The sequence below is a fragment of the Streptomyces sp. BBFR2 genome, from assembly GCF_044497305.1.
Classification (GTDB): domain Bacteria; phylum Actinomycetota; class Actinomycetes; order Streptomycetales; family Streptomycetaceae; genus Streptomyces.
Genome location: NZ_CP172415.1, coordinates 3,376,531 through 3,397,578 on the forward strand (window position 1 = coordinate 3,376,531; position 21,048 = coordinate 3,397,578).

Below are 21,048 nucleotides of genomic sequence, written 5' to 3' on the forward strand. Positions count from 1 at the left end.
CCGCCCCGTGTCCCGTACGTCCCACCGTCCGTTCCGGGTCTGCTTCGTGTGCACCGGGAACATCTGCCGTTCGCCGATGGCCGAGTCCGTCTTCCGCGCCGAGGCCGCCGCGGCGGGGCTCGGGGACCGTGTCGTGGCCGACAGTGCCGGTGTCGACGGCTGGCACGAGGGCGAGGGCGCGGACCCGCGTACCGTCGCCGCCCTGACCGCGGCCGGGTATCCGGCGGACCACCGCGCCCGGCGCTTCGACGCCGCGTGGTTCGCCGGCCGTGACCTGGTGATCGCGCTGGACGGCGGGCATCTGCGGGCGCTGCGCCGGATGGCGCCCGGCCCCGGGGACGCCGCCAAGGTCCATCTGCTGCGGTCCTACGATCCCGCCGGGCCGGGGGCCGGGGCGCTCGATGTGCCCGATCCGTACTACGGCGGCCCGGCGGAGTTCGCGGCGTGCCTGGAGATGGTCGAGGCGGCGTGCGCGGGGCTGCTGACGGCGGTCTCCGGCGCCCTCGCCCGGGGGACGGCCGCCGCACCACCGCCCTCCGGGGGCGACGCCCCCGACTTCCCTAGGAGCGCTCATGACCGGTGACGGCACCCGTGCCGTACGCGCCGGGCTCCCCGAGCCCGTCGCCCACGAACCGTCCCTGCCCGGGCCGGTGTTCGCCGCCCACTACCATCTGCCCGGCGACGTCGGTGGTCCGTACGCCTACGGCCGGGACGCCAATCCGACGTGGACGCGGCTGGAGGAGGCCATCGGCACGCTGGAGTCGCCGGATGTGCCCGCGTACACCGTGACGTTCGCCTCCGGGATGGCCGCGATCAGCGCGGTGCTCTTCTCCCATCTGCGGCCCGGGGACGCGGTGGTGCTGCCGTCGGACGGCTACAACCTGCTGGCCGCGCTGCGGGAGAGGCTTAAGGGGTACGGCATCGAGGTCCGTACCGCGCCGACGGCGGGCGACGCGGCGCTGGACGTCCTGGACGGGGCACGGCTGCTGTGGCTGGAGACGCCGTCCAACCCGGGGCTCGACGTGTGTGATGTGCGGCGGCTGGCCGGCGCGGCGCACGAGCGGGGTGCTCTGGTGGCCGTCGACAACACCCTCGCCACCCCTCTGGGACAGCGGCCGCTCGATCTGGGCGCCGACTTCTCGGTGGCGAGCGGTACCAAGGCGCTCACCGGGCACGGCGATGTGCTGCTCGGTTATGTGTCCACCCGTGACGCGGGGCGGGCGGACGCGGTGCGGCTGTGGCGGAAGACGGTCGGTGCGATTCCGGGGCCGATGGAGAGCTGGCTGGCGCACCGTTCGCTGGCCACGTTGGCGCTGCGGGTGCGGCAGCAGTCGGTGGGCGCGTTGGCTCTCGCGGAGGCGTTGTGTGGCCGGGAGGAGGTCTCCGGGGTGCGGCATCCCGGGCTGCCGTCCGACCCGTCGCACGCGACGGCGGTGGCGCAGATGCGGCCGGGGCGGTTCGGCAACGTGGTGTCGTTCACGCTGCCGGACCGGGCGCACGCCGAGCGGTTCCTCGCCGCGTTGACGCTGGTGGATGACGCGACGAGTTTCGGGAGTGTGCGGTCGACCGCCGAGCGCCGGGCCCGTTGGGGCGGGGACGCGGTGCCGGAGGGCTTCATCCGTTTCTCGGTGGGTGTCGAGGATCCGGAGGATCTGGTCGCGGATGTGCGCCGGGCGCTGGATACGGCGCTGCGCGGGGCGTGAGGTCCGGCCCCGGTCGGCGCCGTCGCGGGCGGTGCGGGCCGGGGCTATCGTCGTGCGGGGGCGCGGCTCGGTGGTGCCGGAGGGCCGGGCCGTCCGCCGCGGGGGTGCGGAACCGGTGGCTCCGGTGGGGTTTCGGTGGCCGTCGGCTGCGGCATCTGTCCTCTATGACCGTACGGCCAGTCGTCAAACGGACCGCCCGGGCGATTCTGCTCGACGGCGCGGACCTCATCCTGATCAAGCGCACCAAGCCGGGCCGTGCCCCTTACTGGATCACGCCTGGTGGTGGTGTCGAGTCCACGGACGCCACGGTGACCGACGCGCTCCACCGTGAGCTGGACGAGGAGTTGGGCGCGAAGGTCAAGGACGTCGTGCCGGTGTTCGTGGACACCGTCGAGCACATCGGGGACAACGGTGTGGACGGTGTGAAGGTGCAGCATTTCTTCGTCTGCCGGCTGGACACCATGGATCTCTCCCGGCGGCACGGTCCGGAGGTCGAGGAGCCGTGCGGGGAGTACGAGATCGTGCGGGTGCCGTTCACCCGCGTGGGCATCGCCTCCGTCGAGGTCGTGCCGCTCTCGCTGCGGCACTATCTGGACGGGAACATCGAGGGCGTACGGGCGATGCACGCCCCTGACCTGGGGTGATCGTGAGTCCGCGCGGTGTTTCGGGCCGGTCGCCGGACGGGCGGGGTGCGGGGCGGGCGGGCCGCCGCTGGGGTACGGGCGGTGGTGTCGGAGCGCGATCCGGGGCGTAAAGGGCCCGGGGCGCGCCTCGTGTCGTGCGCCCCGGGGGTCCCGTCGCCGGCCGGTCTCAGCCGAACCAGCCGCGGAACTCCGGGTCCTCGGCGGGGCGTCGCTGCCGGGCCCGGGCGAGGACCCGCTCGACCTCGCCCTGGAACCCTTCGTTGAGCGCTTCGACGAGGCCGTCGGGCTCACCGCGCAGCCGGGGCTCGGCGGTGTCCTCGTGGCGGCCGCCGCGCAGGTGCTCCTGTTCGTGGCCGGGGCGGCGGAACGGCGGGCGGGTATCGGCTTCGGCTGCCGCGCCGAAGAAGTCGCCGCCCTTGCGCCGCTGGTCGTCGGTGCCCCAGGCGCGTGCGCCGCGCTCTTGCCGCGGGACCTTCTGAAGGTGCGGTATGTGCTTGGCGCAGTGGATGTACGCCTCCTCGACCTCGACGGCGACCCATAGCTGGGCGCGCCGCCCGGGGACGGGGTCGGCCGGCAGCCAGGGGTACTGCCGGCGCATCTCCTCGTCGAGGACCACCCGGGCCCGGCCGTTGATGTGCAGCCCGATGCGGTCCCGGAGGAAGTCGACCATCAGGATGCCGAGGCGGGGGTTCTCCGAGAGGTTGCCGACCGAGGCCATGACGCCGTTGCCGCGGTACTCGGGGTAGGCGAGGTACCGGTCGCCGAGCACCTGGACGAAGCCCGGCGGTCCGGCCCGGAACGAGGAGTCGCACTCGCCGTGCCGGTCCGAGGTGGCCAGGAAGAGCATCTCCTGGCGGGCCACGAACTCCTGCATGGCGCCGTTGAGGTGGTCGAGGACCTGGTCTCTGTAGAAACGGTTCGCCCGCTCGGTCGTTCCCAGCCGCTGCTGGACGAGGTGCTCCCCGTCGCTGCCCGGACGCGCGTCGTACATACCGTGACCCTCCCGCGGACCACCGGGTCCACCGTGTGCTGCCAAGACGTCACTCCCCCGCCGGGACCAGTTCGTCGACGGAGTCGTGGCGGATGCGGTCGGTCGGGATCCCGGCTCCCACCAGTGCCGCCACGCCGCTGCGGATGAGTCCGGGCGGCCCGGAGAGGTACGCGTCGAACTCCTGCCATGGGCCGTACTTCCGTACGGCGTCGGGCAGTTCGCCGGTGACGCCGTTCGCGCGGCCGGCCGCCGGGCCCGCGGCGACGACCGGGCGCACCTGGAGCCACGGGTAGGACTGTTCCAGCCGCAGCATGGTGTCCATGTCGTAGAGGTCGTGGTCGCTGCGGGCTCCGTAGAAGACCTCGACGCGGCGCTGGACGCCGTGGGTGGCGACGTCCTCGATGAGCGCCTTGATGGGGGCGATGCCGGTGCCGCCGCCCACGCACAGCAGGCCGCTGCGGGTGGTGTGGTCGACGGTCATGGAGCCGACGGGGCCGCCGAGGCGCAGGACGTCGCCGGGGCGGGCGCGGTGCACCAGCGCGCTGGAGACCCAGCCGGCCGGTACCGCCTTGACGTGGAAGGACAGCAGTCCGTCCGAGCGGGGCGCCGACGCGAAGGAGTAGTGCCGCCATACCCGCGGCCACCAGGGCGTTTCCAGGCTGGTGTACTGCCCGGCGCGGAACGGGTAGGGCTGGTCGGGGCGGACGGTGACGACCGCGATGTCGGGGGTGCGCAGTTCGTGGGAGACCACTTCGGCCTGCCACCAGGCGGGCGCGACGGCTTCGTCCTCCGCCGCCGCGTCGATCATGATCTGGGAGATCGCGGTGTACGCGCGGACCCACGCGGCCTCGGCCTCCGGGCCCCAGGTGAGCGTCGCGTACCGGGCGAGTGCGCCCAGCAGGCTCTCGCCGACGGCCGGGTAGTGGTCGGGCAGCGTGCCGTACTTGCGGTGGCCGCGGCCCAGGTGTGAGAGGTACGCGGTGAGGCGGTCGGAGTCGTCGATGTGCCGGGCGGCGGTGAGCAGGGCCTTGAAGAGGCGGTCGCGCTGGGTGTCCATCGCGGCGGGGAACAGTGCGCGCAGCTCGGGGTGCTGGACGAAGAGCACGGCGTAGAAGTACGACGTCACCTTGTCGGAGACCGGCTCGATCTCGGTGAGCGTGCGCCGGATGAGTGCCGCGTCGGGGGATTCCGGGACGGTGGAGGAGAAGGATTCCAGGGCGCCCGCGGTCTCCGGCGCCGACGCGGCGGCCGGGGCGGGGGCGGCCGCCGGAGCCGGGGTGGCGGGCGCGGCGGCTTCCGGGGTGGCGGGGGTGGCCGGGCCCAGGGGGGCCGTCGGGTCCGGTCTTGTCGCGTCGGGCGGGGCCGTGTCCGGGCCGGGGGCCGGTTGCTGCGCGGTCGCCCGGTCCGCCGGGGCGGGGGAGGTGTCCGTGGCGGGTGCGGGGCGGGCCGGGCGGTGGCCGAAGGCGGAGAACGCCACGGGCTCGGGTGCCGGGGCGGGCGCGGTCGCCCGGGCGGCGGCGGTGCCCACGGGACGGACCGGGTTCGGCCGGTGGCCGGGGACGCGCTCCTGTCCGGTCGCGCCCGTCTGCTCGGGCACCCGGGGCGCGGGGGCGGCGTCGAACCAACTGGCCGGGCGGCCGGTGGGCCGGCCGTCCGTGGCGTCGTGGCTGTGCGCGTCCGCGCCGCCGTATCCGTCGCCGCGGCCGGGCTCCGGTCCGCGCTCATGGCCGTGGGAGCCGTCGTCGCCGATGCCGCCACGGTCCGGCGGCGTCATACCGCCGTGCTCCTGGGGGTCGTGTCCGCCGTGAGCGCCGTCCGTCAGCTCCTGCTGCTCGTCGGACGGCTTCGTCGGAGTGAACCAGCCCCAATCGCCACTGCTGCCTCCGGAAGAGCCGTTATCGGCCGTCGCGGTGGTCGGAGCGTCCATGGTTAGCCTCGCCTCGAACGTCTTTCGGTTGTCGTCGCACTTTCCGCCGGTCGGAACGTGCCTGAATTCCCCCAGCCTGCCCCGGAATTCTTCAACCCCACCTGTCATTCCGGCAACGCCCGCCAAGACGGACAAAACTCACATTCCCGCTATAACGCCAGACGGGCGCCTTCCATACCTCTCAACCTCTCGCTCCGCCGGAACGGACAAACGCGCAGAAGCCATCATTTCGCGGGGCGCTTCACCGCCGGACCGCGTCGCTTCCGCGCCCGTCACGCGGGCGCTCACACCGCGCCGCCGCCGAACCGCCCCGACCATACCGGCAGTAGTTGAATCCACAAGGCCCCTTCCACACCAGGCTCCTGCACCACACCCGCGCACCCTCCACACGCCGCATCCGATATCCGCGGTTCCCGTCGGAGGGAAAAATTCATCATGCGCAACGGGCGAATCCACCACGAAATCCCGAATTACCAAGAGCCGACGACGAGTTCATATGCCTCCCGGAGATCACGCCCGGTGTACGCCCGAGTCGCCAGCCCGCTGACGTGGTGATCGGCGTTGACCGCGACCGACTCCGGGACCGCCGCGAACAGCGCGCTGTCCGACATCGAGTCGCCGTACGCCACGCAGTCCGCGCGGGTCAGCCCGTACCGCACGCACAGTTCGTCGGCTATCTCGACCTTCGCCGCCGCGGAGAGGATGCCCGCCGGGTCCACCCGCTCCCGGATCGGCACCGCGGGCCAGCGTGAGCCGCGGGCCGCGTCCGCGCCCCAGTCCAGCAGCCGCTCCACGAAGAAGCCGGGGGAGAGCGAGAGCACGGCGCACCGCTCGCCGCGTGCCCGGATGTCCGCCCAGACCTCCCGGATGCCGGCCAGCCAGGGCGCGCCCTCGAACGCGGCCGCCACCAGGGGTTCCGTCAGCTCCGCCGCCCACAGGTCGCACGCCCGCTGCGCGAACTCCGGCGGCGTCAGCTCCCCGGCCGCGAAGCCCCGCTCCAGCTCGGCGATCTCCCGGTCGAGCCCGAGCAGCCGGGAGATCTCCACGGCTGCGGCCGAACCGTGGAGCAACGTCCCGTCCATATCGAACAGATGCAACTTCCCCATGCCGCGGAGCCTAGGCGCTCCGCACCGCCCCGCCACGGCCCGAGTACCCCTACTTCTCCCCCATTCCCACCCCTACTTCCCGGCGCGGGCAACCACCTCGTACAGGGGTGGACCGCATCTGAACGGAAATTTCCGGGAGAATTCCGGGACGGATCAGGAACATCCCGGAGACGGAGTCAGGGGCCCGTTCAGGGATTCCCCGGAAAGGGACCCCTGAAAGAGGGCCCATGACGAAAGGGCAGGCCCCGCTCCGAAACCCCGGCGGCGGGACCGGGCCGAACCCGGCGGGCGGGCGGACGATACGGCCGGGCTCCGCATGCCGCATGCGGGCCGTCGGTACCGGGTTCCGGGCCCGGTACCGGAATCCACGCTCAGATGTTTGAGCCCCAAGGCCGGTCCCCGCTCTGGAAGCCTCGTGCCCCTCGCCCCCTCGTGCCTCCCCGGCCCGCGCCTCCGTACCGCGTCCGCATAGGGTCGCGCGCATGAGCGCTCTTGAGATCCGCCGCGCGACCGAAGCCGACCTCCCGGCCATCGTCGCGATGCTCGCCGACGACCCGCTGGGCGCCACCCGCGAGTCCCCGGACGATCTGACCCCGTACCGCTCCGCGTACGACGTCCTCGCCTCGGATCCGCACCAGCACCTGGTCGTCGCGGTCCGCGACGGCCGCACCGTCGGCACGCTGCAACTCACCGTCATCCCCGGGCTCTCCCGGCGCGGCGCCACCCGCTCGGTCATCGAGGGTGTCCGCGTCCACGCCGGGGAACGGGGCAGCGGACTGGGCACCCAGCTCATCGAGTGGGCCGTCGACCGCTCTCGTGACCTCGGCTGCCAACTCGTCCAGCTCACCTCGGACGCGACCCGTATCGACGCCCACCGCTTCTACGAACGGCTCGGCTTCGAAGCCTCCCACCTGGGCTTCAAGCGCCAGCTCTGACGGTCGCCCCGCCGATGCCCTGTCGGCGCCCCGCGCCGCCCCGCACCGCGCCGCCCCGCACCGCCCCGCGCCGCTCCGGGCCGCCGCCTTGCCCTCGTCCGCGAGAGCCGGTCCGCACGGCCGGTCCTCTACGGGCGCTGCCGCCCGGCCGACGCTGCGTCGGCGTTCCGCCCCTGCGCCCGGGCCCGCCGCGCGCGGTGCGCCTTCTGACGGCACGCCCCGCCGCAGTACCGCGCCGGACGCCCCGTACGCGCCACTGCCACCGGAGCGCCGCAGACACCGCACTCCACGCTGTTACGCCTTCGAGGCGCGGACGGTAGTTCCGTTACGGTGCGGCCCGGGCGGAGCGCGTCGCGCGCCAGCGCCGTCATCCGGCCCGGCACCCCGGTCGTATCCCCCGCCGCCACCCGCCGCCGCTCCATCGCCAGGCACCCCACCAGCAGCGTCCTCACGTCCTCGATCACGACGTCACCCCGTACCGCACCGGCTTCCTGGGCCCGTCGCAGCAGGACCTCGAAGGCCGCGACGAACTCCCGCCCGGCCCCCGCCGCACCGCCGGCGGCAGACAACTCCGGCGTCTCCAGTGCCTCGCCCACCGCACGGTTCTCCGTGGCCAGCCGGGCCACGGAGGCGAAGAAGCGGAAGAACACCTCGCCCGGTTCCGTAACGTCCGACAGGTCCTGCGCGGTGTCGGCGAAGAGGCGGATGCGGTCCGTCACCGCCGCCGCGAACAGCCTCTCCTTCGATGGAAAGTGGCGGTGGACGGTACCCGCCCCCACCCCCGCACGCCGCGCGATCTCCTCCAGCGTGACCACCAACCCGCCCTCCGCAAAGGCAGATCGAGCCGCCTGGAGCACCAGCGCACGGTTACGCCGGGCATCCGACCGCGAAGCCCCCGCACCCCCGCCAGACATCCGCACCTCTCCCGCGAGCAGCGCCCGCACACCTCGGAAACAGCCCCCATTTTAAACGGGGTCTACCACCCGTTTTCTTTCCGGCCACAAAACCTGGCTGTGACGGAGCAACGAATGGACGCAAGTGGGCGACGGAGCGGGAAGAGCGGCGCGAAGTCGCGCCGGTCCAGCGCGACGGAACGGAGTGACAGACACCGGACGCATACGTGCGGGACGGATGGGAGACGAGGGGAGCCGAGCCCGTGGAAGGAGCCGGGAGGGACGAGCGCGTCGGTGAAGTGAGGAGCGACGAGTACGCCCATGCGGGACCCGGATGACCGGGTGAGCGACCTTCTGAGCAGCAGTTACGCCGCCCCGCCATACCTCCGCCGTAGCGGAACAAGCAGCATCGGAGAGCGGCGCGAGACGCGGGAGGGGCGCATAGCGGGGAGGCGCAGACCGGGGAAAGGCACGGAGAAAGACGCGAAGCGAGGCGCGGAGACCGGCGCAGAGCTGAACTCCGAGAGGGGGACGAAGAGCCGCACCGCGCGCGAGCATGGAAAACGGCGCCGCACACGAGCCTCAGCAGTGCCGGGCCACCACCCCGCCCCGGTCACCGGCTGGCCACGACCGCCCCGAGAGCACTCACGCCCCCTACCCGGCGCACAAAGATGTCAACTTGCCTCGTTATTCGGAGACTTACTCCGCACCCTCGCTAACTTCCCCTCAACGCAAAGGGGTGGGGCTGTGTTTCACGTGAAACACAGCCCCACCCCTCGGGTTCACCGAAGCCGGAACTCCTCGCGGGCCCGCTCTGACGGCTACGGGGCGGCCCACCGACGTCGACGCCCGCCGGTCGGTACCTCGCGTGGCCCCGCTGCCGCCCGGTTCAGCCGCCGAGAACTCCGCTCCACGCGGTCTCGGCTGCCTCGGCCGCCGCGGCGCCGTCCACCGTCGCGCCCCGGGCCTCCAGACCCGCGGCGAGGGCCGCCAGCGAGGACCGCACCACGGAGAGGTCCGCGGCCCGGCCGTAGTGGTTCACCCGGATCATCTCCGTGGCGAGCGCCCCCGCGGCGGCCTGCACCGGGACCGTGCTGTCGGCCGCCAGGGCGGATGCCACCAGCTCACCGGCGTCCAGCCCGTCCGGCGCGCGCAGCGTGGTCGCCACCGGAGCCGCGTCCTCGTCCCGCGTCACGTACGGGGTGAGCCCGCCCAGCGCCCGGACGCCCGCCCGGGTGGCGGCGGACGCCGCGCGGTGCCGGGCGATGGCCGCGTCCAGCCCCTCGGCGTCGACGCGGTCGACGGCCTGTTCCAGGGCGAGCATCTCCAACTGTGCCGGGGCGTGCGGCAGCGCGGTGCGGCCCCCGTCGATCCAACGCTGCTTCCAGTCCAGCAGCGAGAGGTACGAGCGGCGGGGCGCCTGCGGGTTGGCCTCGATCCGCTCCCAGGCGCGGGCGCTGACCGATACCGCGGAGACCCCCGCCGGCCCTGCCAGCGCCTTCTGCCCGCCGATGACGCAGAGGTCCACACCCCATTCGTCGGTGAGCAGCGGTTCGGCGCCCACCGACGCCACCGCGTCCAGCATCAGCAGCGCGCCGTGCTCCCGCACCACGGCGCCGATCTCCGCCACCGGATTGGTGTTGCCGGTGGCCGCCTCGGCATGCACCAGGCTGACGAAGTCGATCTCCGGGTGCTCCCGCAGCGCCTCCGCGACCTGCCCCGGGGTTACCGCGCCGGTGAAGGGAGCCGTCACGGTCACCACCTCGGCCCCGCAGGACCGCAGCCAGCCGCCGAAGGTCTCGCCGTACGGTCCGGTGATGATGTTGAGGGCCGTGCTGCCGGGCCGTACCGCCGAGCGGATGCAGGCTTCCAGGGGCAGCAGCGCCTCCCCCTGCATCGCCACGACATCGCAGCGGGTCCGCATCAGCGCGGCGACCTTGTCCTCGATCCGCGCGAAGCGGGCCGCGTCGAGCGGCGGCAGATCCAGCAGAACCGGGGCTTCGGCATTCGCAGTCACGGCAGTCACAGTGGCCTTCCAGCGGTAGCGAGCCGCACGGTGGCGCGGCTCCTGACATCTCGCTCGACTGTACGTCCGGGTCCGTCGGCCCTGCCGTACGGCCCGGAGCACCGGCCGGAGGCCCCGGCGCGGCCCCGCGCATGCCCGCACCCGAGGCCCCAGTCCCAGCCCCGGGCCCGGCCCGTACGCCCGTCAGGAACGGCTCGGCGCATCCGCGTACGACCGCCCGGCACGCCACCCGGTCGGCTCGCCGGCCGACGCGCCCCACCGGCCGGAGCGTTCAGACCCGCCAGCCCTCCGGGTCCACCCCGCCCGGCACCGGTGCCTGTGGTGCGTACGGGCCCCGGGTGAGGACGAACGTCGCCAGGTCGAGATGGCTGACGGAACCGTCGTCGCCGCGCACCACGCGCAGCGTCTCCCCTGCGTAGTAGCCGTCGAGACCGGTCCAGGTGCCGTCCGGTTTCACGTGAAACCTCGACGCGCGGCCGGTGCCGGACAGCGGCGTCAGCTCCAGCCACCGCGCCTCGCGCAGCCGCAGTACGAAGGGTTTCGCGCCCCAGTACCAGGGACCGGTGAGCGCCAGCAGTTCCTCGTCCAACGGCCCGGACAGCGGCCGCCACGGCTCCGGGATGCGCGGCTCACGGTCGGCCACGGTCTCCAGCAGGCCGGTGGCGATACCGGAGATGGACGGCCCGTGCGTGCAGTTGGCCAGTGTGATGGCGGCGAGGTCCTGGTCCGGGTCGCACCACAGCGCGGCGAGGAAGCCGGGCATCGACCCGTTGTGCCCGACCAGCAGCCGTCGTCCCGGCGCCCCGCCCGGCACCGTACGGGGGCCCGTCCGCGCCAATTGCAGGCCCAGGCCGTACCCCGCGTCCCAGTCGTCGCCCTCCGGCGGTACCGCGGGCACCCGCATCTCCGCGAAGCTCGCCGCGGACAACACCCGCTCGTCACCACGCAGCAGGAACGTCGCCCACCGGCACAGATCGTCCACCGTGGACCAGAGCTGGCCCGCCGGTCCCATCAGCCCCGTGTCGTGCGCCGGTTCCGGCAGCAGCACGTCGGCCCACGGGTGCACCGCCCAGCCCCGCACGTACGGCTCCCTCGGCCCCACCGCCGTCTCCGTCATCCCCAGCGGTTCCAGCACCTCGTCGCGCAGCACCTCGTCCCAGGGCCGGCCGCCCCGCAGCCGTTCGACGAGCGCGCCCAGCAGCGCGTAGCCGAGGTTGGAGTAGTGGTGGCGCCCACCGGCCGGCAGCCGCTGCGGATGCCCGCCGAAGAGGTCCGCGAGCTCCGGGCGCAGCGTGCCCGCGGTCCGCTCCCACCAGGGGCCGCGCGGCTCGGCGGCCAGCCCGGAGCTGTGCGCCAGCAGCTCCCCGACCGTCGCCCCGGGCGCCTCGGTCCGGTCGAGATGGCGTCCGAGCGGATCGTCCAGCCGCAGCTTGCCCTCGTCGCGCAGCCGCAGCACCAGCACCGCGACGAACATCTTGGTCAGCGAGCCGATGCGGTACTGGACGGTGCCGTACGACGCGGGCGGTTCCGCCGCCCGCACTCCGCTCCACACCGTGCGGTCGCCCCGGACGACCGCTCCGACCACGGACGGCGCCCGTCCTTCGCGCTGCGCGGCGGCGAGCCGGTACGTCAGCTCCCGCCGGGTCTCCGGCAACAGCCCGGCGAACGTCTCACCCCCGGGGCAGCTCGACGCGTCCTGGACACCCGGCGCACGGGCGGGCTCGGGATGCGAACTCTCGGTCGGCACGGTGGACATGCTCCTCCTCAGCAGCGGCGGAGCGCCGGACACGAAACCGCCCGCCGCCGCCCACTCTCCCGCACCGGATCCGCCGCGGGCACCCCGCCCCGCGACGGCATCCGGTCACCTGCCCTTGACCTCCGGGACGTGGACGCTCTCAGGCCCCCGGCGAAGGGCCCGAGGAACCACCCGCCCCACATCACCCCCGGTGCTGATCCGCCTCCGTGATCCGGAAACGGGCCATGCCCTCTTCCGCGGACCACCGCCGGAACCCGGCCTTCTCCAGCACACGGACGGAGGCCGGGTTCGCCAGTTCCACATCGGCGAACACGGTGTGAACGCCGGGGGCGGTGAGGGCGAAGCGGGCGAAGGCACCGGCGGCCTCGGTGGCGTAGCCCCGGCCGCGACGGGACGCCACGATGCCGTACCCGATTTCGAGAGCCCCCTCGCCCGGCGGGCGGAACAGGCCGATCGAGCCCACCATCAGGCCGGTGTCCCGCTCGATGATCAGACGCTGGCCGTATCGCTCGTCGAGCCGACCGGGGTCCTGCTCCAAGAGACCCGCGATCACGCGGTCGCCTTCGGCGGGGAAGCCGTCCGCCCAGAAGGGCGAGGCGGTGTTGTCGATCACCGCGGCGGCCTCGGCCGGACACCAGAGCCGGAGAACGAGCCGGTCGGTGATCAGCTCCACGGGGGCCGATGAGGAAGATGAGGAAGAGGTCACGTGTCATTCCTGGTCGTCAGGGTGCCCGGCCCCGCCGCTCCGCAAGAGGCCGACGAGGCCGGACAGCAGTTGCGGAATCTCGCGGTCGGCGCCCCAGGCAGGCCCGCTGACCAGCCGTTCCCGTTCCTTCCGGGGGTGCTGACCCCGTGGTCGTTTCCGCGTACGTCCCGTTCCCGAGAAACTCGGGAGCGCCGCCGAGATCGCCGACGGGACCGCCGACGGATACCGATGGATACCGTCGGCGATCACCGTCCTCCGTGGTGCCGCGATGTGGAAAGCCCCGAACCCGCCCTCGCCGCCTCGAATCTGCACGTGGTGATGTGCTGTGCGCTGTACGCCGTTACCTGTACGCGGTGCTGAGCTGCACTGTGTCGTGGGGAGTCGAACCCCCGCGTTGCTCTTCACGCGCCAGGAGTGGGCCGGAAAACCGCCGGCCCTCGGTGTGTGCACGCCTCCGAAACAGCTACCTGCTCCACATCGTCACCGCTCGCCGGAGTTCTCAGTCCAGCAGGTCGACCTCCCAGTTCGTGCGCTGGATCCGCACATCGACCTCACGGATCTCCCGGGCGAGCGCATCCGCCTGACCACGCAGTTCCGCGACCGGAAGCGCGGAGAGCATCATCAGCTCGGACCTGAGCTGCCGGCCGTACCCCCGCTCGCCCTTCCCCGCCGCCGCGTCCGCCGCGGCGGTGACCACGGAGTGACGCAACCGCAGAACATCCCGGCGCGCGAGAGCATCGGTGAGCGTGCCGTCCGGGCCCATCTCCACAGTGGCGTTGGTCCGGTTGATCCGGCGGATCAGCGATTCCAGGGCGTCCAGCGCCTCACCGGCCTCGGCCAGAAGCTGAGCCGCGTCCTCGGCGGGCGTCTCCCCTTCCTGATACCGCGCACTGCTGACGACCCGCGCCCTTAGCTGCTCCACACGGCGCGTCGCCTCCGCGCGTTCCGCCAGTGCCTCGGCAAGCTTCACTCTCTCCCCCTCCGTGCCATGAGTTCGCAGGAGTATATGAATGCGAAGCCGCTCCTCCGCATCTGGTTTTCGCGCCGCCGCAGCCCTGACCAGCGAGAGGAGGACGAGCGGACAGCCGCTCCGGACGCCGCCGGGGAGAATCCGGCAGCCGCGCGGCAGACTCGCTCGTATGGTGCGCCTGAGGGTTCTCGCGACTGATGACTGGCCGTTGTGGCGGGACGTCCGTCTCGCCGCGCCGGCCGAGGCTCCGGGCCCCTTCAAGTCCCGGATCGAGGACTGGCACCGCGGCGAGGAGGAACGGTGGCATGCCCGTCCCGCCCTGCCCGGCGCTCGGGAGCCACCACCTTGAGGCTCACGGTGCTGCCCGGCAACGAGCCTGCGATGACGCTGTACCGACGTCACGGATCCGGCTTCTCCGGCGAACTCGGCGACCTCGTCTCCGACGACGGGACCGGAGAACGGCTGATGGTGAAGCGGCTTCGCTGAACTGCTGCCTCAGGAGCGCGTCGCTTCCTCAGGCGCTCGCGGGTCAGCCGGCGGTCTCCGAGAGAGTGCGGGCTCGCGGCACGTTCCGGCAGCGGGGTCCACCACCGGCCTCACCGTCAGCTGTTCCACCGCTTACGTGCGAACGCGGCCGGTCCGGTCACCAGAGTGTTGGCGGGCACGTCCTTCGTGACGACGGTTCCGGCGCCGACCACGGCACCGCGTCCGATCGTGACCCCGGGGAGCACCGTCACCCCCGCACCGAGCCAGGCGCCGGCTTCGATCGTGAGGGGTGCCATCGTGAGGAATTCGCTCCGGCTCCCGGCTTCCAGCGGGTGATCGGTGGCGATGAGGGTGGTCTTCGGTCCGATCAGCACACCGTCGCCGAGACGGATGGCGCCGCTGCCCACCTGGTCCATGAAGGTGCAGCCCTGGTTGACGAAGACGTCCTCGCCGAACTCGATGCCGAGTCCGTGGTGCGTGTAGAAGGGCGGATAAACGGTGACGGAGCCGGGGACCGGCTTGCCGATGATCTCGGACAGCAGGGCGTTGCGGGTGGCCTTGTCGTCGTAGGGCAGGGCGTTGAGCCGTGAGGTGAGCGTATTCACGTACTCGATCCGCTCGGCCACGCGGGCGAACTCGGCTGTGCGGACGTAGAGGCGATCTTGTTCAGGCATGAGAGTTCCTCACGAGGGGCGCTCGGGCCGGAGCTGTTGCGCGGCACCCGCCGCGAACGACGGGTGATCAACCGCTGGTTGACCGCAGCCATCAAAGCGATCGTGACAGTCCGGAATCAAACAACGCCTGCGACAGCAATGATCAACGGATGGTTGTCCACCTAGGATGAGCGGCATGGATGTCACCGCCGTACGCACCTTCGTCACCGTCGCGGACGCGGGACAGTTCCAGGAGGCCGCCATCGCCCTGACGGTCACTCCGCAGGCGGTGTCCAAGCGCGTGGCCGCGCTGGAGGGAGAGCTCGGTGTCCAGCTCTTCACCCGGGACGCGCGGGGAGCACGCCTCACCATCGACGGGCAGGCGTTCCTGCCGCACGCCCGTGCCTTCCTCCAGGCCGCAGAACGGGCAGCCGACTCGGTGCGGCCGGGCAGCCGGGCGTTGCGCGTCGACGTCATCGGCCGCCGGCTCTCCCTGGCGGGTCTGCTGCGCGGCTTTCATCTGGCCCACCCCGCCACCGCACTGGACGTGGTGACGCTGTTCGACTCCGACGCGGCCATCGCCGCTGTCCAGGCCGGGACGATCGACGCGACATTCCGCGCCGTGACCATGCCGGGCAGGCGCCTACCGCACGGCGTGGAAGCCACTGCCGTCTTCGACGAACCGCTCCATCTGTTCACCGGGCCGGGCCATGAATTCGCGGACGCCCCCGCCATCAGCCCCGCCCAGCTCGCCGGTCACCGAATCTGGATGCCCGGCAACATGCCCGGTACCGAATGGGCCGCCTACTACGACGAACTCGCGGCCGCCTTCGGCATCGTCATCGACCCGGTCGGCCCGGACTTCGGCATCGAGCCCCTGCTCGACACCATCGCCGGCTCCACGAAGCTGGCCACTTTCGTCAGCGAACAGACCCCCTTGGTCTGGCCCGCCGGCCACGACCTGCGCCGCATCCCTCTCAAGGACCCGATGCCGGTCTATCCGCACTTCCTGATCTGGCGCACCGACAACCCCCACCCCGCCCTGGGCGCCCTGCGCAGCCATCTCACCTCCGCCTACCCCGGACGCCCCGGCAGCGGGATCTGGACCCCGGCGTGGACCCGGCCCGCACCCGCCTGAGCCCCGCCCGCGGAGACGAAGCGAGTGGTGCGACCGGACTCCGGCCACCGACGGCGGCTCCGGCCGGGTGGGTGCGGCGCGGTGCTGCGCCGCACCCACCCGGCCGAGGGCGCCCTTACGTCTGCGCCATGTCCACGAACCGCGAGTAGTGGCCCTGGAACGCCACCGTGATCGTGGCCGTCGGGCCGTTACGGTGCTTGGCGACGATCAGGTCCGCCTCGCCCGCGCGGGGGGACTCCTTCTCGTACGCGTCCTCGCGGTGCAGCAGGATGACCATGTCCGCGTCCTGCTCGATGGAGCCGGATTCACGCAGGTCGGAGACCATCGGCTTCTTGTCCGTGCGCTGCTCGGGGCCACGGTTCAACTGGGAGAGGGCGATGACCGGCAGCTCCAGCTCCTTGGCGAGCAGCTTCAGGTTTCGCGACATGTCCGAAACCTCCTGCTGACGGCTCTCGGCCCGCTTGGAGCCGCCCGACTGCATGAGCTGGAGGTAGTCGATGACCACCAGCTTCAGCTCGTTGCGCTGCTTGAGGCGGCGGCACTTCGCGCGGATCTCCATCATGGAGAGGTTCGGCGAGTCGTCGATGTAGAGCGGCGCGGCGGAGACGTCCGGCATCCGGCGGGCCAGCCGCGTCCAGTCCTCGTCCGTCATGGAACCGGACCGCATGTGGTGCAGCGCCACCCGCGCCTCGGCGGACAGCAGACGCATCGCGATCTCGTTGCGCCCCATTTCCAGGGAGAAGATCACGCTCGGCAGGTTGCTCTTGATCGAACAGGCGCGGGCGAAGTCCAGCGCGAGGGTCGACTTACCCATCGCGGGACGCGCCGCGATGACGATCATCTGACCCGGGTGCAGCCCGTTGGTGAGCGCGTCGAGGTCGGTGAAGCCGGTCGGGACGCCCGTCATCTGGCCCTGACGGGAGCCGATCGCCTCGATCTCGTCGAGCGCGCCCTCCATGATGTCGCCGAGCGGGAGGTAGTCCTCGCTGGTGCGCTGCTCGGTGACGGCGTAGATCTCCGCCTGGGCGCTGTTGACGATCTCGTCGACGTCGCCGTCGGCCGCGTATCCCATCTGCGTGATGCGGGTACCGGCCTCGACCAGGCGGCGCAGCACCGCCCGCTCGTGGACGATCTCCGCGTAGTACTCCGCGTTGGCGGCCGTCGGGACGGACTGCACCAGGGTGTGGAGGTACGAGGCGCCGCCGACCCGCGCGATCTCCCCGCGCTTGGTCAGCTCCGCGGCGATGGTGATCGGGTCGGCCGGCTCGCCCTTGGCGTAGAGGTCGAGGATCGCCTGGTAGACCAGCTCGTGGGCGGGACGGTAGAAATCCTCGCCCTTGAGGACCTCGACGACGTCCGCGATGGCGTCCTTGGACAGCAGCATGCCGCCGAGGACGGACTGCTCGGCGTCGAGATCCTGCGGCGGGACCCGCTCGAAGCCACCGGACCAGGAGCCGCCCTCCTCGTCCCGCTCGGAGCGGTCGCCGCGGCCGCGGCCCTTGCCTTCGCCCCGGCGGAAGCGGCCGGCCGGCAGCCGGTCGCCCGGACCGGAGTCCGCCCAGGGATCGTCCATGGGCTCTGCCATGCTCACCCCGGCACCTCCTCCCGTCCGCGACGCGGACCTCGCCGTGCCTCTTCCTTCTTACGGCACGGCTCCGACAATTGAGACGCCCGACTCCGGTTACGGCGCGTCGAGTTCACGAGGTCCTCGGGCCGAAAGCAGGTGGCGGGCGCCGGTCAACGGTAGGCCCGCACGCACCGTCCGCCAATCTGGTTATCCACAGGCGGTGTGGATGACCGGCCCTGAGCTGTGGAGAACTCCGCCGTTCCTGTGCACGGCCTGGGGGAAACCACTGTGGACAAGCACACAATCACCCTCACCACACCGCTGTGACCTGCACCTTCGCCATCCAGAGGCTGTGGGGGAGAAAAACTTCGACAACCTGTTCATGATCGACGCCGCAGACGTGTGCGCCCTCACCCCGTCCAGCGAAAAGTAAGGATCACAAGCGCCTTGCATCCATTACCTGTGGAAGATTAGATTGAGTGCATGACACAGGCTCCCGCGACGCCACGGCGCTCCGCCCGCCGCCACGACCGCGAGATCATCGCACTCGCCCTGCCGGCCTTCGGCTCCCTCGTCGCGGAACCCCTGTTCGTGATGGTCGACAGCGCCGTCATCGGCCACCTCGGCACCCCGCAACTGGCCGGCCTCGGCGTCGCCGCCGCCCTGCTCACCACCGCCGTCTCCGTCTTCGTCTTCCTCGCCTACGCCACCACCGCCGCGGTCGCCCGCCGGGTCGGCGCCGGTGACCTGCCCGCCGCGATCCGCCAGGGCATGGACGGCATCTGGCTCGCCCTCCTCCTCGGCACCGCCGTCATCACCGCCGTCCTGCCGACCGCCCCCGCGCTGGTCGAACTGTTCGGCGCCTCCGGCACCGCCGCCCCGTACGCCACCACCTACCTGCGGATCAGCGCCCTCGGCATCCCCGCGATGCTCGTCGTGCTGGCCGCCACCGGCGTCCTGCGCGGCCTCCAGGACACCCGCACCCCGCTCTACGTCGCCATCGGCGGTTTCACGGCCAACGCCGTCCTCAACATCGGCCTGGTCTACGGCGCCGGGCTCGGCATCGCCGGCTCCGCCTGGGGCACGGTCATCGCCCAGTGCGCCATGGCCGCCGTCTACCTCGCCGTGGTGATCCGCGGCGCCCGCCGCCACGGCGCCTCGCTGCGCCCCGACGCCGCCGGGATCCGGGCCTGCGCCCAGGCGGGCGTGCCCCTCCTCGTCCGCACCCTCTCGCTCCGCGCCGTCCTGATGATCGCCACCGCGGTCGCCGCCCGGCTCGGGGACGCCGAGGTCGCCGCCCACCAGATCGTCCTCACCCTCTGGTCACTGCTGGCCTTCGCCCTCGACGCCATCGCCATCGCCGGCCAGGCCATCATCGGCCGCTACCTCGGCGCGGGCGACGAGGAGGGCGCCAAGGCCGCCTGCCGCCGCATGGTGCAGTGGGGCATCGCCTCCGGGGTCGTCCTCGGCGTCCTCGTCGCGGCCGCCCGGCCGCTGTTCATCCCCCTGTTCACCTCCGACGCCGCGGTGCGCGGCCCGCTCCTCACCACGCTTCTGGTCGTCGCCCTCACCCAGCCCGTCTCCGGCGTCGTCTTCATCCTCGACGGGGTCCTGATGGGCGCGGGCGACGGACCATATCTGGCCTGGGCGATGCTGGTGACGCTCGCCCTGTTCGCCCCCGCCGCACTGGCCGTCCCCGCACTCGGCGGCGGTCTCACGGCACTGTGGTGGGCGATGGCCCTGATGATGACCGTCCGGATGCTCACGCTCTGGCTCCGCGCCCGCTCCGGCCGGTGGATTGTGACCGGTGCCTTCCGTTGATCCTCTACCGATCTTCGCGACGTTGCCGATAATGACAAAGTGCGCCCGCTTGCCTGGAAAACGCTGCTGCCCCTGACGCTGGTGGTCATCGGGGCAGGCGTCGCCACGGGTTACGCCACCGAGGAACCCCCGCCACCGGCCCTCGCCGCCCCGGACGGCTTCGGCAAGTCCGGCAGCGGCGACGAGCCGCCCCAGGACCAGGACCCCGAGGCGACCACCCCCGCATCCGACGGCAGCGCCTACACCCCGCGCCGCACGGAGGAGAACGCCCGCATCGGCGCGGTCTTCGAGAAGGACGACACCGGCAACCACTTCTGCACCGCCAGCGTGGTGCAGAGCCCCGGACGGAACATGCTGGTCACCGCCGCCCACTGCGCCTTCGACCCGGACACCGGAAAGCCGGTCGACGACCTCGTCTTCGCCCCGGACTACCGCGACGGCGACGAACCCACCGGCCTGTGGAAGGTCCGGAAGACCTTCGTCGACCCCCGCTGGGCCTCCTCCGACGACGAGGACCTCGACGTCGCCTTCCTCACCCTGGACTCCAAGGGCGGCAAGCAGATCCAGGACGTCCTCGGCGGCAACACTCTCGGCATCGACCGCGGCTTCGACAACGAGGTCAAGATCACCGGCTACCCCTCCAGCCGGGACACCCCCATCTCCTGCCAGAACCGCACCACGAAGTACAGCAGCACCCAGATGCGTATCCAGTGCGACGACTTCGCCGGCGGCACCAGCGGCAGCCCCTGGCTCGCCGACTACGACCCCAAGAGCCAGACCGGCACCGTCATCGGGGTACTCGGCGGCCACCTCGGCGGCGGGGACGAGGACGACGTCTCGTACGCCTCGTACTTCGACGACGACATCGCCGCGCTCTACCGGCGCGCCCAGGACGGCGACTGAGCCGTCCCGGATACGGCGAAGGGCCGCACCCCGTTCCCGGGATGCGGCCCTTCGGCGTTTACTGCCCAGCTCAGGCGGCGACGACCTCGACGCCGACCTTCGCGGTGACCTCGGCGTGCAGACGCACGGAGACCTGGTGCGCGCCCAGGGTCTTGATCGGCGAACCGATCTCGACACGGCGCTTGTCGACGTCCGGACCACCGGCAGCCTTGACCGCCGAGGCGATGTCGGCCGGGGTGACGGAGCCGAACAGCCGGCCGGCGTCGCCGGCACGGACCGCGAGCTTCACCTTGACGCCCTCGAGCTGGCCCTTGACCTCGTTGGCCTGCTCGATCGTGGCGATCTCGCGGATCTTGCGACCGCGACGGATCTGCTCGACGTCCTTCTCGCCGCCCTTGGTCCAGCGGATCGCGAAACCACGCGGGACCAGGTAGTTGCGGGCGTACCCGTCCTTGACGTCAACGACGTCGCCGGCGGTGCCGAGGCCGGAGACCTCGTGGGTGAGGATGATCTTCATTATTCGGTCACCCTTCCCTTATCGCGCGGTGGACGTGTAGGGCAGCAGCGCCATCTCACGGCTGTTCTTCACGGCCGTGGCGACGTCACGCTGGTGCTGGGTGCAGTTGCCGGTGACTCGGCGGGCACGGATCTTGCCGCGGTCGGAAATGAACTTCCGCAGCAGGTTCGTGTCCTTGTAGTCGACGTAGGAGATCTTCTCCTTGCAGAACACGCAAACCTTCTTCTTAGGCTTGCGAGCAGGCGGCTTCGCCATTGTCTCTCTCCAGTGAGTTCAAGAAGTTTGTGCTGACGCCCTGGGGCCGCG

At 71.9% G+C, this 21,048-nt stretch carries 20 protein-coding genes; 8 read left to right on the forward strand and 12 right to left on the reverse strand.

Annotated elements, in window-relative coordinates:
* Window positions 1-7: 7 nt before the first annotated feature.
* The 3 genes from ACGH2B_RS13340 (at window position 8) to ACGH2B_RS13350 (ending at window position 2,347) form a co-directional block, all read left to right on the forward strand.
* Complete coding sequence (locus ACGH2B_RS13340) at window positions 8-583, forward strand: low molecular weight protein-tyrosine-phosphatase (protein ID WP_399088338.1); 576 nt, start codon at window positions 8-10, stop codon at window positions 581-583.
* The gene (locus ACGH2B_RS13345) at window positions 573-1,703 is read left to right on the forward strand and encodes a cystathionine gamma-lyase (protein ID WP_399088340.1); all 1,131 of its coding nucleotides are present in this window, start codon (window positions 573-575) and stop codon (window positions 1,701-1,703) included. The genes ACGH2B_RS13340 and ACGH2B_RS13345 overlap by 11 nt, the downstream gene beginning before the upstream one ends.
* A gap of 164 nt (window positions 1,704-1,867) precedes the next feature.
* On the forward strand, window positions 1,868-2,347 hold the full coding sequence (locus ACGH2B_RS13350; RefSeq protein WP_399088342.1) for an NUDIX domain-containing protein: 480 nt from the start codon (window positions 1,868-1,870) through the stop codon (window positions 2,345-2,347).
* Window positions 2,348-2,513: 166 nt separating this feature from the next.
* Here ACGH2B_RS13350 and ACGH2B_RS13355 read toward each other — a convergent pair whose 3' ends face one another.
* From ACGH2B_RS13355 to ACGH2B_RS13365, 3 genes are all read right to left on the reverse strand, one after another.
* Window positions 2,514-3,338, reverse strand: a complete 825-nt coding sequence (locus ACGH2B_RS13355; RefSeq protein WP_399088344.1) for a pyridoxamine 5'-phosphate oxidase family protein — start codon at window positions 3,336-3,338, stop codon at window positions 2,514-2,516.
* 49 nt (window positions 3,339-3,387) lie between these two features.
* Window positions 3,388-5,265 carry a globin domain-containing protein gene (locus ACGH2B_RS13360; RefSeq protein ID WP_399088346.1) on the reverse strand — a complete coding sequence of 626 codons (1,878 nt, stop codon included), beginning with the start codon at window positions 5,263-5,265 and terminating at the stop codon, window positions 3,388-3,390.
* A gap of 470 nt (window positions 5,266-5,735) precedes the next feature.
* Window positions 5,736-6,371: an HAD family hydrolase gene (locus ACGH2B_RS13365; protein WP_399088348.1), complete on the reverse strand. Its 636-nt coding sequence runs from the start codon at window positions 6,369-6,371 to the stop codon at window positions 5,736-5,738.
* Between the two features lie 482 nt (window positions 6,372-6,853).
* Here ACGH2B_RS13365 and ACGH2B_RS13370 point away from each other — a divergent pair, with 482 nt between their 5' ends.
* Complete coding sequence (locus ACGH2B_RS13370; RefSeq protein ID WP_399088349.1) at window positions 6,854-7,306, forward strand: GNAT family N-acetyltransferase; 453 nt, start codon at window positions 6,854-6,856, stop codon at window positions 7,304-7,306.
* 128 nt (window positions 7,307-7,434) lie between these two features.
* Here ACGH2B_RS13370 and ACGH2B_RS13375 read toward each other — a convergent pair whose 3' ends face one another.
* From ACGH2B_RS13375 to ACGH2B_RS13395, 5 genes are all read right to left on the reverse strand, one after another.
* Window positions 7,435-8,220: a TetR/AcrR family transcriptional regulator gene (locus ACGH2B_RS13375; protein ID WP_399088351.1), complete on the reverse strand. Its 786-nt coding sequence runs from the start codon at window positions 8,218-8,220 to the stop codon at window positions 7,435-7,437.
* Window positions 8,221-9,088: 868 nt separating this feature from the next.
* Entirely contained in the window at window positions 9,089-10,225 is a 1,137-nt protein-coding gene (locus ACGH2B_RS13380; protein WP_399088353.1) for a pyridoxal-phosphate-dependent aminotransferase family protein, read from the reverse strand.
* Window positions 10,226-10,496: 271 nt separating this feature from the next.
* Window positions 10,497-11,981, reverse strand: coding sequence for a serine hydrolase domain-containing protein (locus ACGH2B_RS13385; protein ID WP_399088355.1), 1,485 nt, complete (start codon window positions 11,979-11,981; stop codon window positions 10,497-10,499).
* Window positions 11,982-12,162: 181 nt separating this feature from the next.
* On the reverse strand, window positions 12,163-12,687 hold the full coding sequence (locus tag ACGH2B_RS13390) for a GNAT family N-acetyltransferase (protein ID WP_399088357.1): 525 nt from the start codon (window positions 12,685-12,687) through the stop codon (window positions 12,163-12,165).
* A gap of 499 nt (window positions 12,688-13,186) precedes the next feature.
* Window positions 13,187-13,657 carry a DIP1984 family protein gene (locus tag ACGH2B_RS13395; protein ID WP_399088359.1) on the reverse strand — a complete coding sequence of 157 codons (471 nt, stop codon included), beginning with the start codon at window positions 13,655-13,657 and terminating at the stop codon, window positions 13,187-13,189.
* 345 nt (window positions 13,658-14,002) lie between these two features.
* Here ACGH2B_RS13395 and ACGH2B_RS13400 point away from each other — a divergent pair, with 345 nt between their 5' ends.
* A complete protein-coding gene (locus ACGH2B_RS13400) occupies window positions 14,003-14,143 on the forward strand; it encodes a hypothetical protein (RefSeq protein WP_399088361.1) in 141 nt (46 codons plus the stop codon).
* Between the two features lie 116 nt (window positions 14,144-14,259).
* On the opposite strand, the gene ACGH2B_RS13405 is transcribed toward ACGH2B_RS13400, so the two are convergent.
* Window positions 14,260-14,817, reverse strand: a complete 558-nt coding sequence (locus ACGH2B_RS13405) for a sugar O-acetyltransferase (RefSeq protein ID WP_399088363.1) — start codon at window positions 14,815-14,817, stop codon at window positions 14,260-14,262.
* 175 nt (window positions 14,818-14,992) lie between these two features.
* Here ACGH2B_RS13405 and ACGH2B_RS13410 point away from each other — a divergent pair, with 175 nt between their 5' ends.
* Window positions 14,993-15,934 carry a LysR family transcriptional regulator gene (locus tag ACGH2B_RS13410; RefSeq protein ID WP_399088365.1) on the forward strand — a complete coding sequence of 314 codons (942 nt, stop codon included), beginning with the start codon at window positions 14,993-14,995 and terminating at the stop codon, window positions 15,932-15,934.
* A gap of 115 nt (window positions 15,935-16,049) precedes the next feature.
* On the opposite strand, the gene dnaB is transcribed toward ACGH2B_RS13410, so the two are convergent.
* Window positions 16,050-17,519: a replicative DNA helicase gene (dnaB, locus tag ACGH2B_RS13415; protein WP_399088367.1), complete on the reverse strand. Its 1,470-nt coding sequence runs from the start codon at window positions 17,517-17,519 to the stop codon at window positions 16,050-16,052.
* 465 nt (window positions 17,520-17,984) lie between these two features.
* Between dnaB and ACGH2B_RS13420 the strand changes: the two genes are divergently transcribed.
* The gene (locus ACGH2B_RS13420) at window positions 17,985-19,322 is read left to right on the forward strand and encodes an MATE family efflux transporter (protein WP_399088369.1); all 1,338 of its coding nucleotides are present in this window, start codon (window positions 17,985-17,987) and stop codon (window positions 19,320-19,322) included.
* A 39-nt stretch (window positions 19,323-19,361) separates the two neighbouring features.
* Window positions 19,362-20,225 (forward strand): trypsin-like serine peptidase, encoded by an 864-nt coding sequence (locus tag ACGH2B_RS13425; RefSeq protein WP_399088371.1) that lies wholly within the window; start codon window positions 19,362-19,364, stop codon window positions 20,223-20,225.
* Window positions 20,226-20,295: 70 nt separating this feature from the next.
* On the opposite strand, the gene rplI is transcribed toward ACGH2B_RS13425, so the two are convergent.
* Together rplI and rpsR are read right to left on the reverse strand one after the other, a co-directional pair.
* A complete protein-coding gene (gene rplI / locus ACGH2B_RS13430) occupies window positions 20,296-20,742 on the reverse strand; it encodes a 50S ribosomal protein L9 (protein ID WP_399088373.1) in 447 nt (148 codons plus the stop codon).
* A gap of 18 nt (window positions 20,743-20,760) precedes the next feature.
* Entirely contained in the window at window positions 20,761-20,997 is a 237-nt protein-coding gene (gene rpsR / locus ACGH2B_RS13435; protein ID WP_003978893.1) for a 30S ribosomal protein S18, read from the reverse strand.
* Between the last annotated feature and the right edge of the window lie 51 nt (window positions 20,998-21,048).

Excerpts from the sequence above, each read along its gene's own strand:
- ACGH2B_RS13420 (WP_399088369.1), top strand. The coding sequence starts at position 17,985 with ATGACACAGGCTCCCGCGACGCCACGGCGCTCCGCCCGCCGCCACGAC.
- ACGH2B_RS13405 (WP_399088363.1), bottom strand. The coding sequence starts at position 14,817 with ATGCCTGAACAAGATCGCCTCTACGTCCGCACAGCCGAGTTCGCCCGC.
- ACGH2B_RS13345 (WP_399088340.1), top strand. The coding sequence starts at position 573 with ATGACCGGTGACGGCACCCGTGCCGTACGCGCCGGGCTCCCCGAGCCC.
- ACGH2B_RS13410 (WP_399088365.1), top strand. The coding sequence starts at position 14,993 with ATGGATGTCACCGCCGTACGCACCTTCGTCACCGTCGCGGACGCGGGA.
- ACGH2B_RS13360 (WP_399088346.1), bottom strand. The coding sequence starts at position 5,265 with ATGGACGCTCCGACCACCGCGACGGCCGATAACGGCTCTTCCGGAGGC.
- ACGH2B_RS13355 (WP_399088344.1), bottom strand. The coding sequence starts at position 3,338 with ATGTACGACGCGCGTCCGGGCAGCGACGGGGAGCACCTCGTCCAGCAG.
- ACGH2B_RS13375 (WP_399088351.1), bottom strand. The coding sequence starts at position 8,220 with ATGTCTGGCGGGGGTGCGGGGGCTTCGCGGTCGGATGCCCGGCGTAAC.
- rplI (WP_399088373.1), bottom strand. The coding sequence starts at position 20,742 with ATGAAGATCATCCTCACCCACGAGGTCTCCGGCCTCGGCACCGCCGGC.
- ACGH2B_RS13370 (WP_399088349.1), top strand. The coding sequence starts at position 6,854 with ATGAGCGCTCTTGAGATCCGCCGCGCGACCGAAGCCGACCTCCCGGCC.
- rpsR (WP_003978893.1), bottom strand. The coding sequence starts at position 20,997 with ATGGCGAAGCCGCCTGCTCGCAAGCCTAAGAAGAAGGTTTGCGTGTTC.
- ACGH2B_RS13385 (WP_399088355.1), bottom strand. The coding sequence starts at position 11,981 with ATGTCCACCGTGCCGACCGAGAGTTCGCATCCCGAGCCCGCCCGTGCG.
- ACGH2B_RS13350 (WP_399088342.1), top strand. The coding sequence starts at position 1,868 with ATGACCGTACGGCCAGTCGTCAAACGGACCGCCCGGGCGATTCTGCTC.
- dnaB (WP_399088367.1), bottom strand. The coding sequence starts at position 17,519 with ATGGCAGAGCCCATGGACGATCCCTGGGCGGACTCCGGTCCGGGCGAC.
- ACGH2B_RS13365 (WP_399088348.1), bottom strand. The coding sequence starts at position 6,371 with ATGGGGAAGTTGCATCTGTTCGATATGGACGGGACGTTGCTCCACGGT.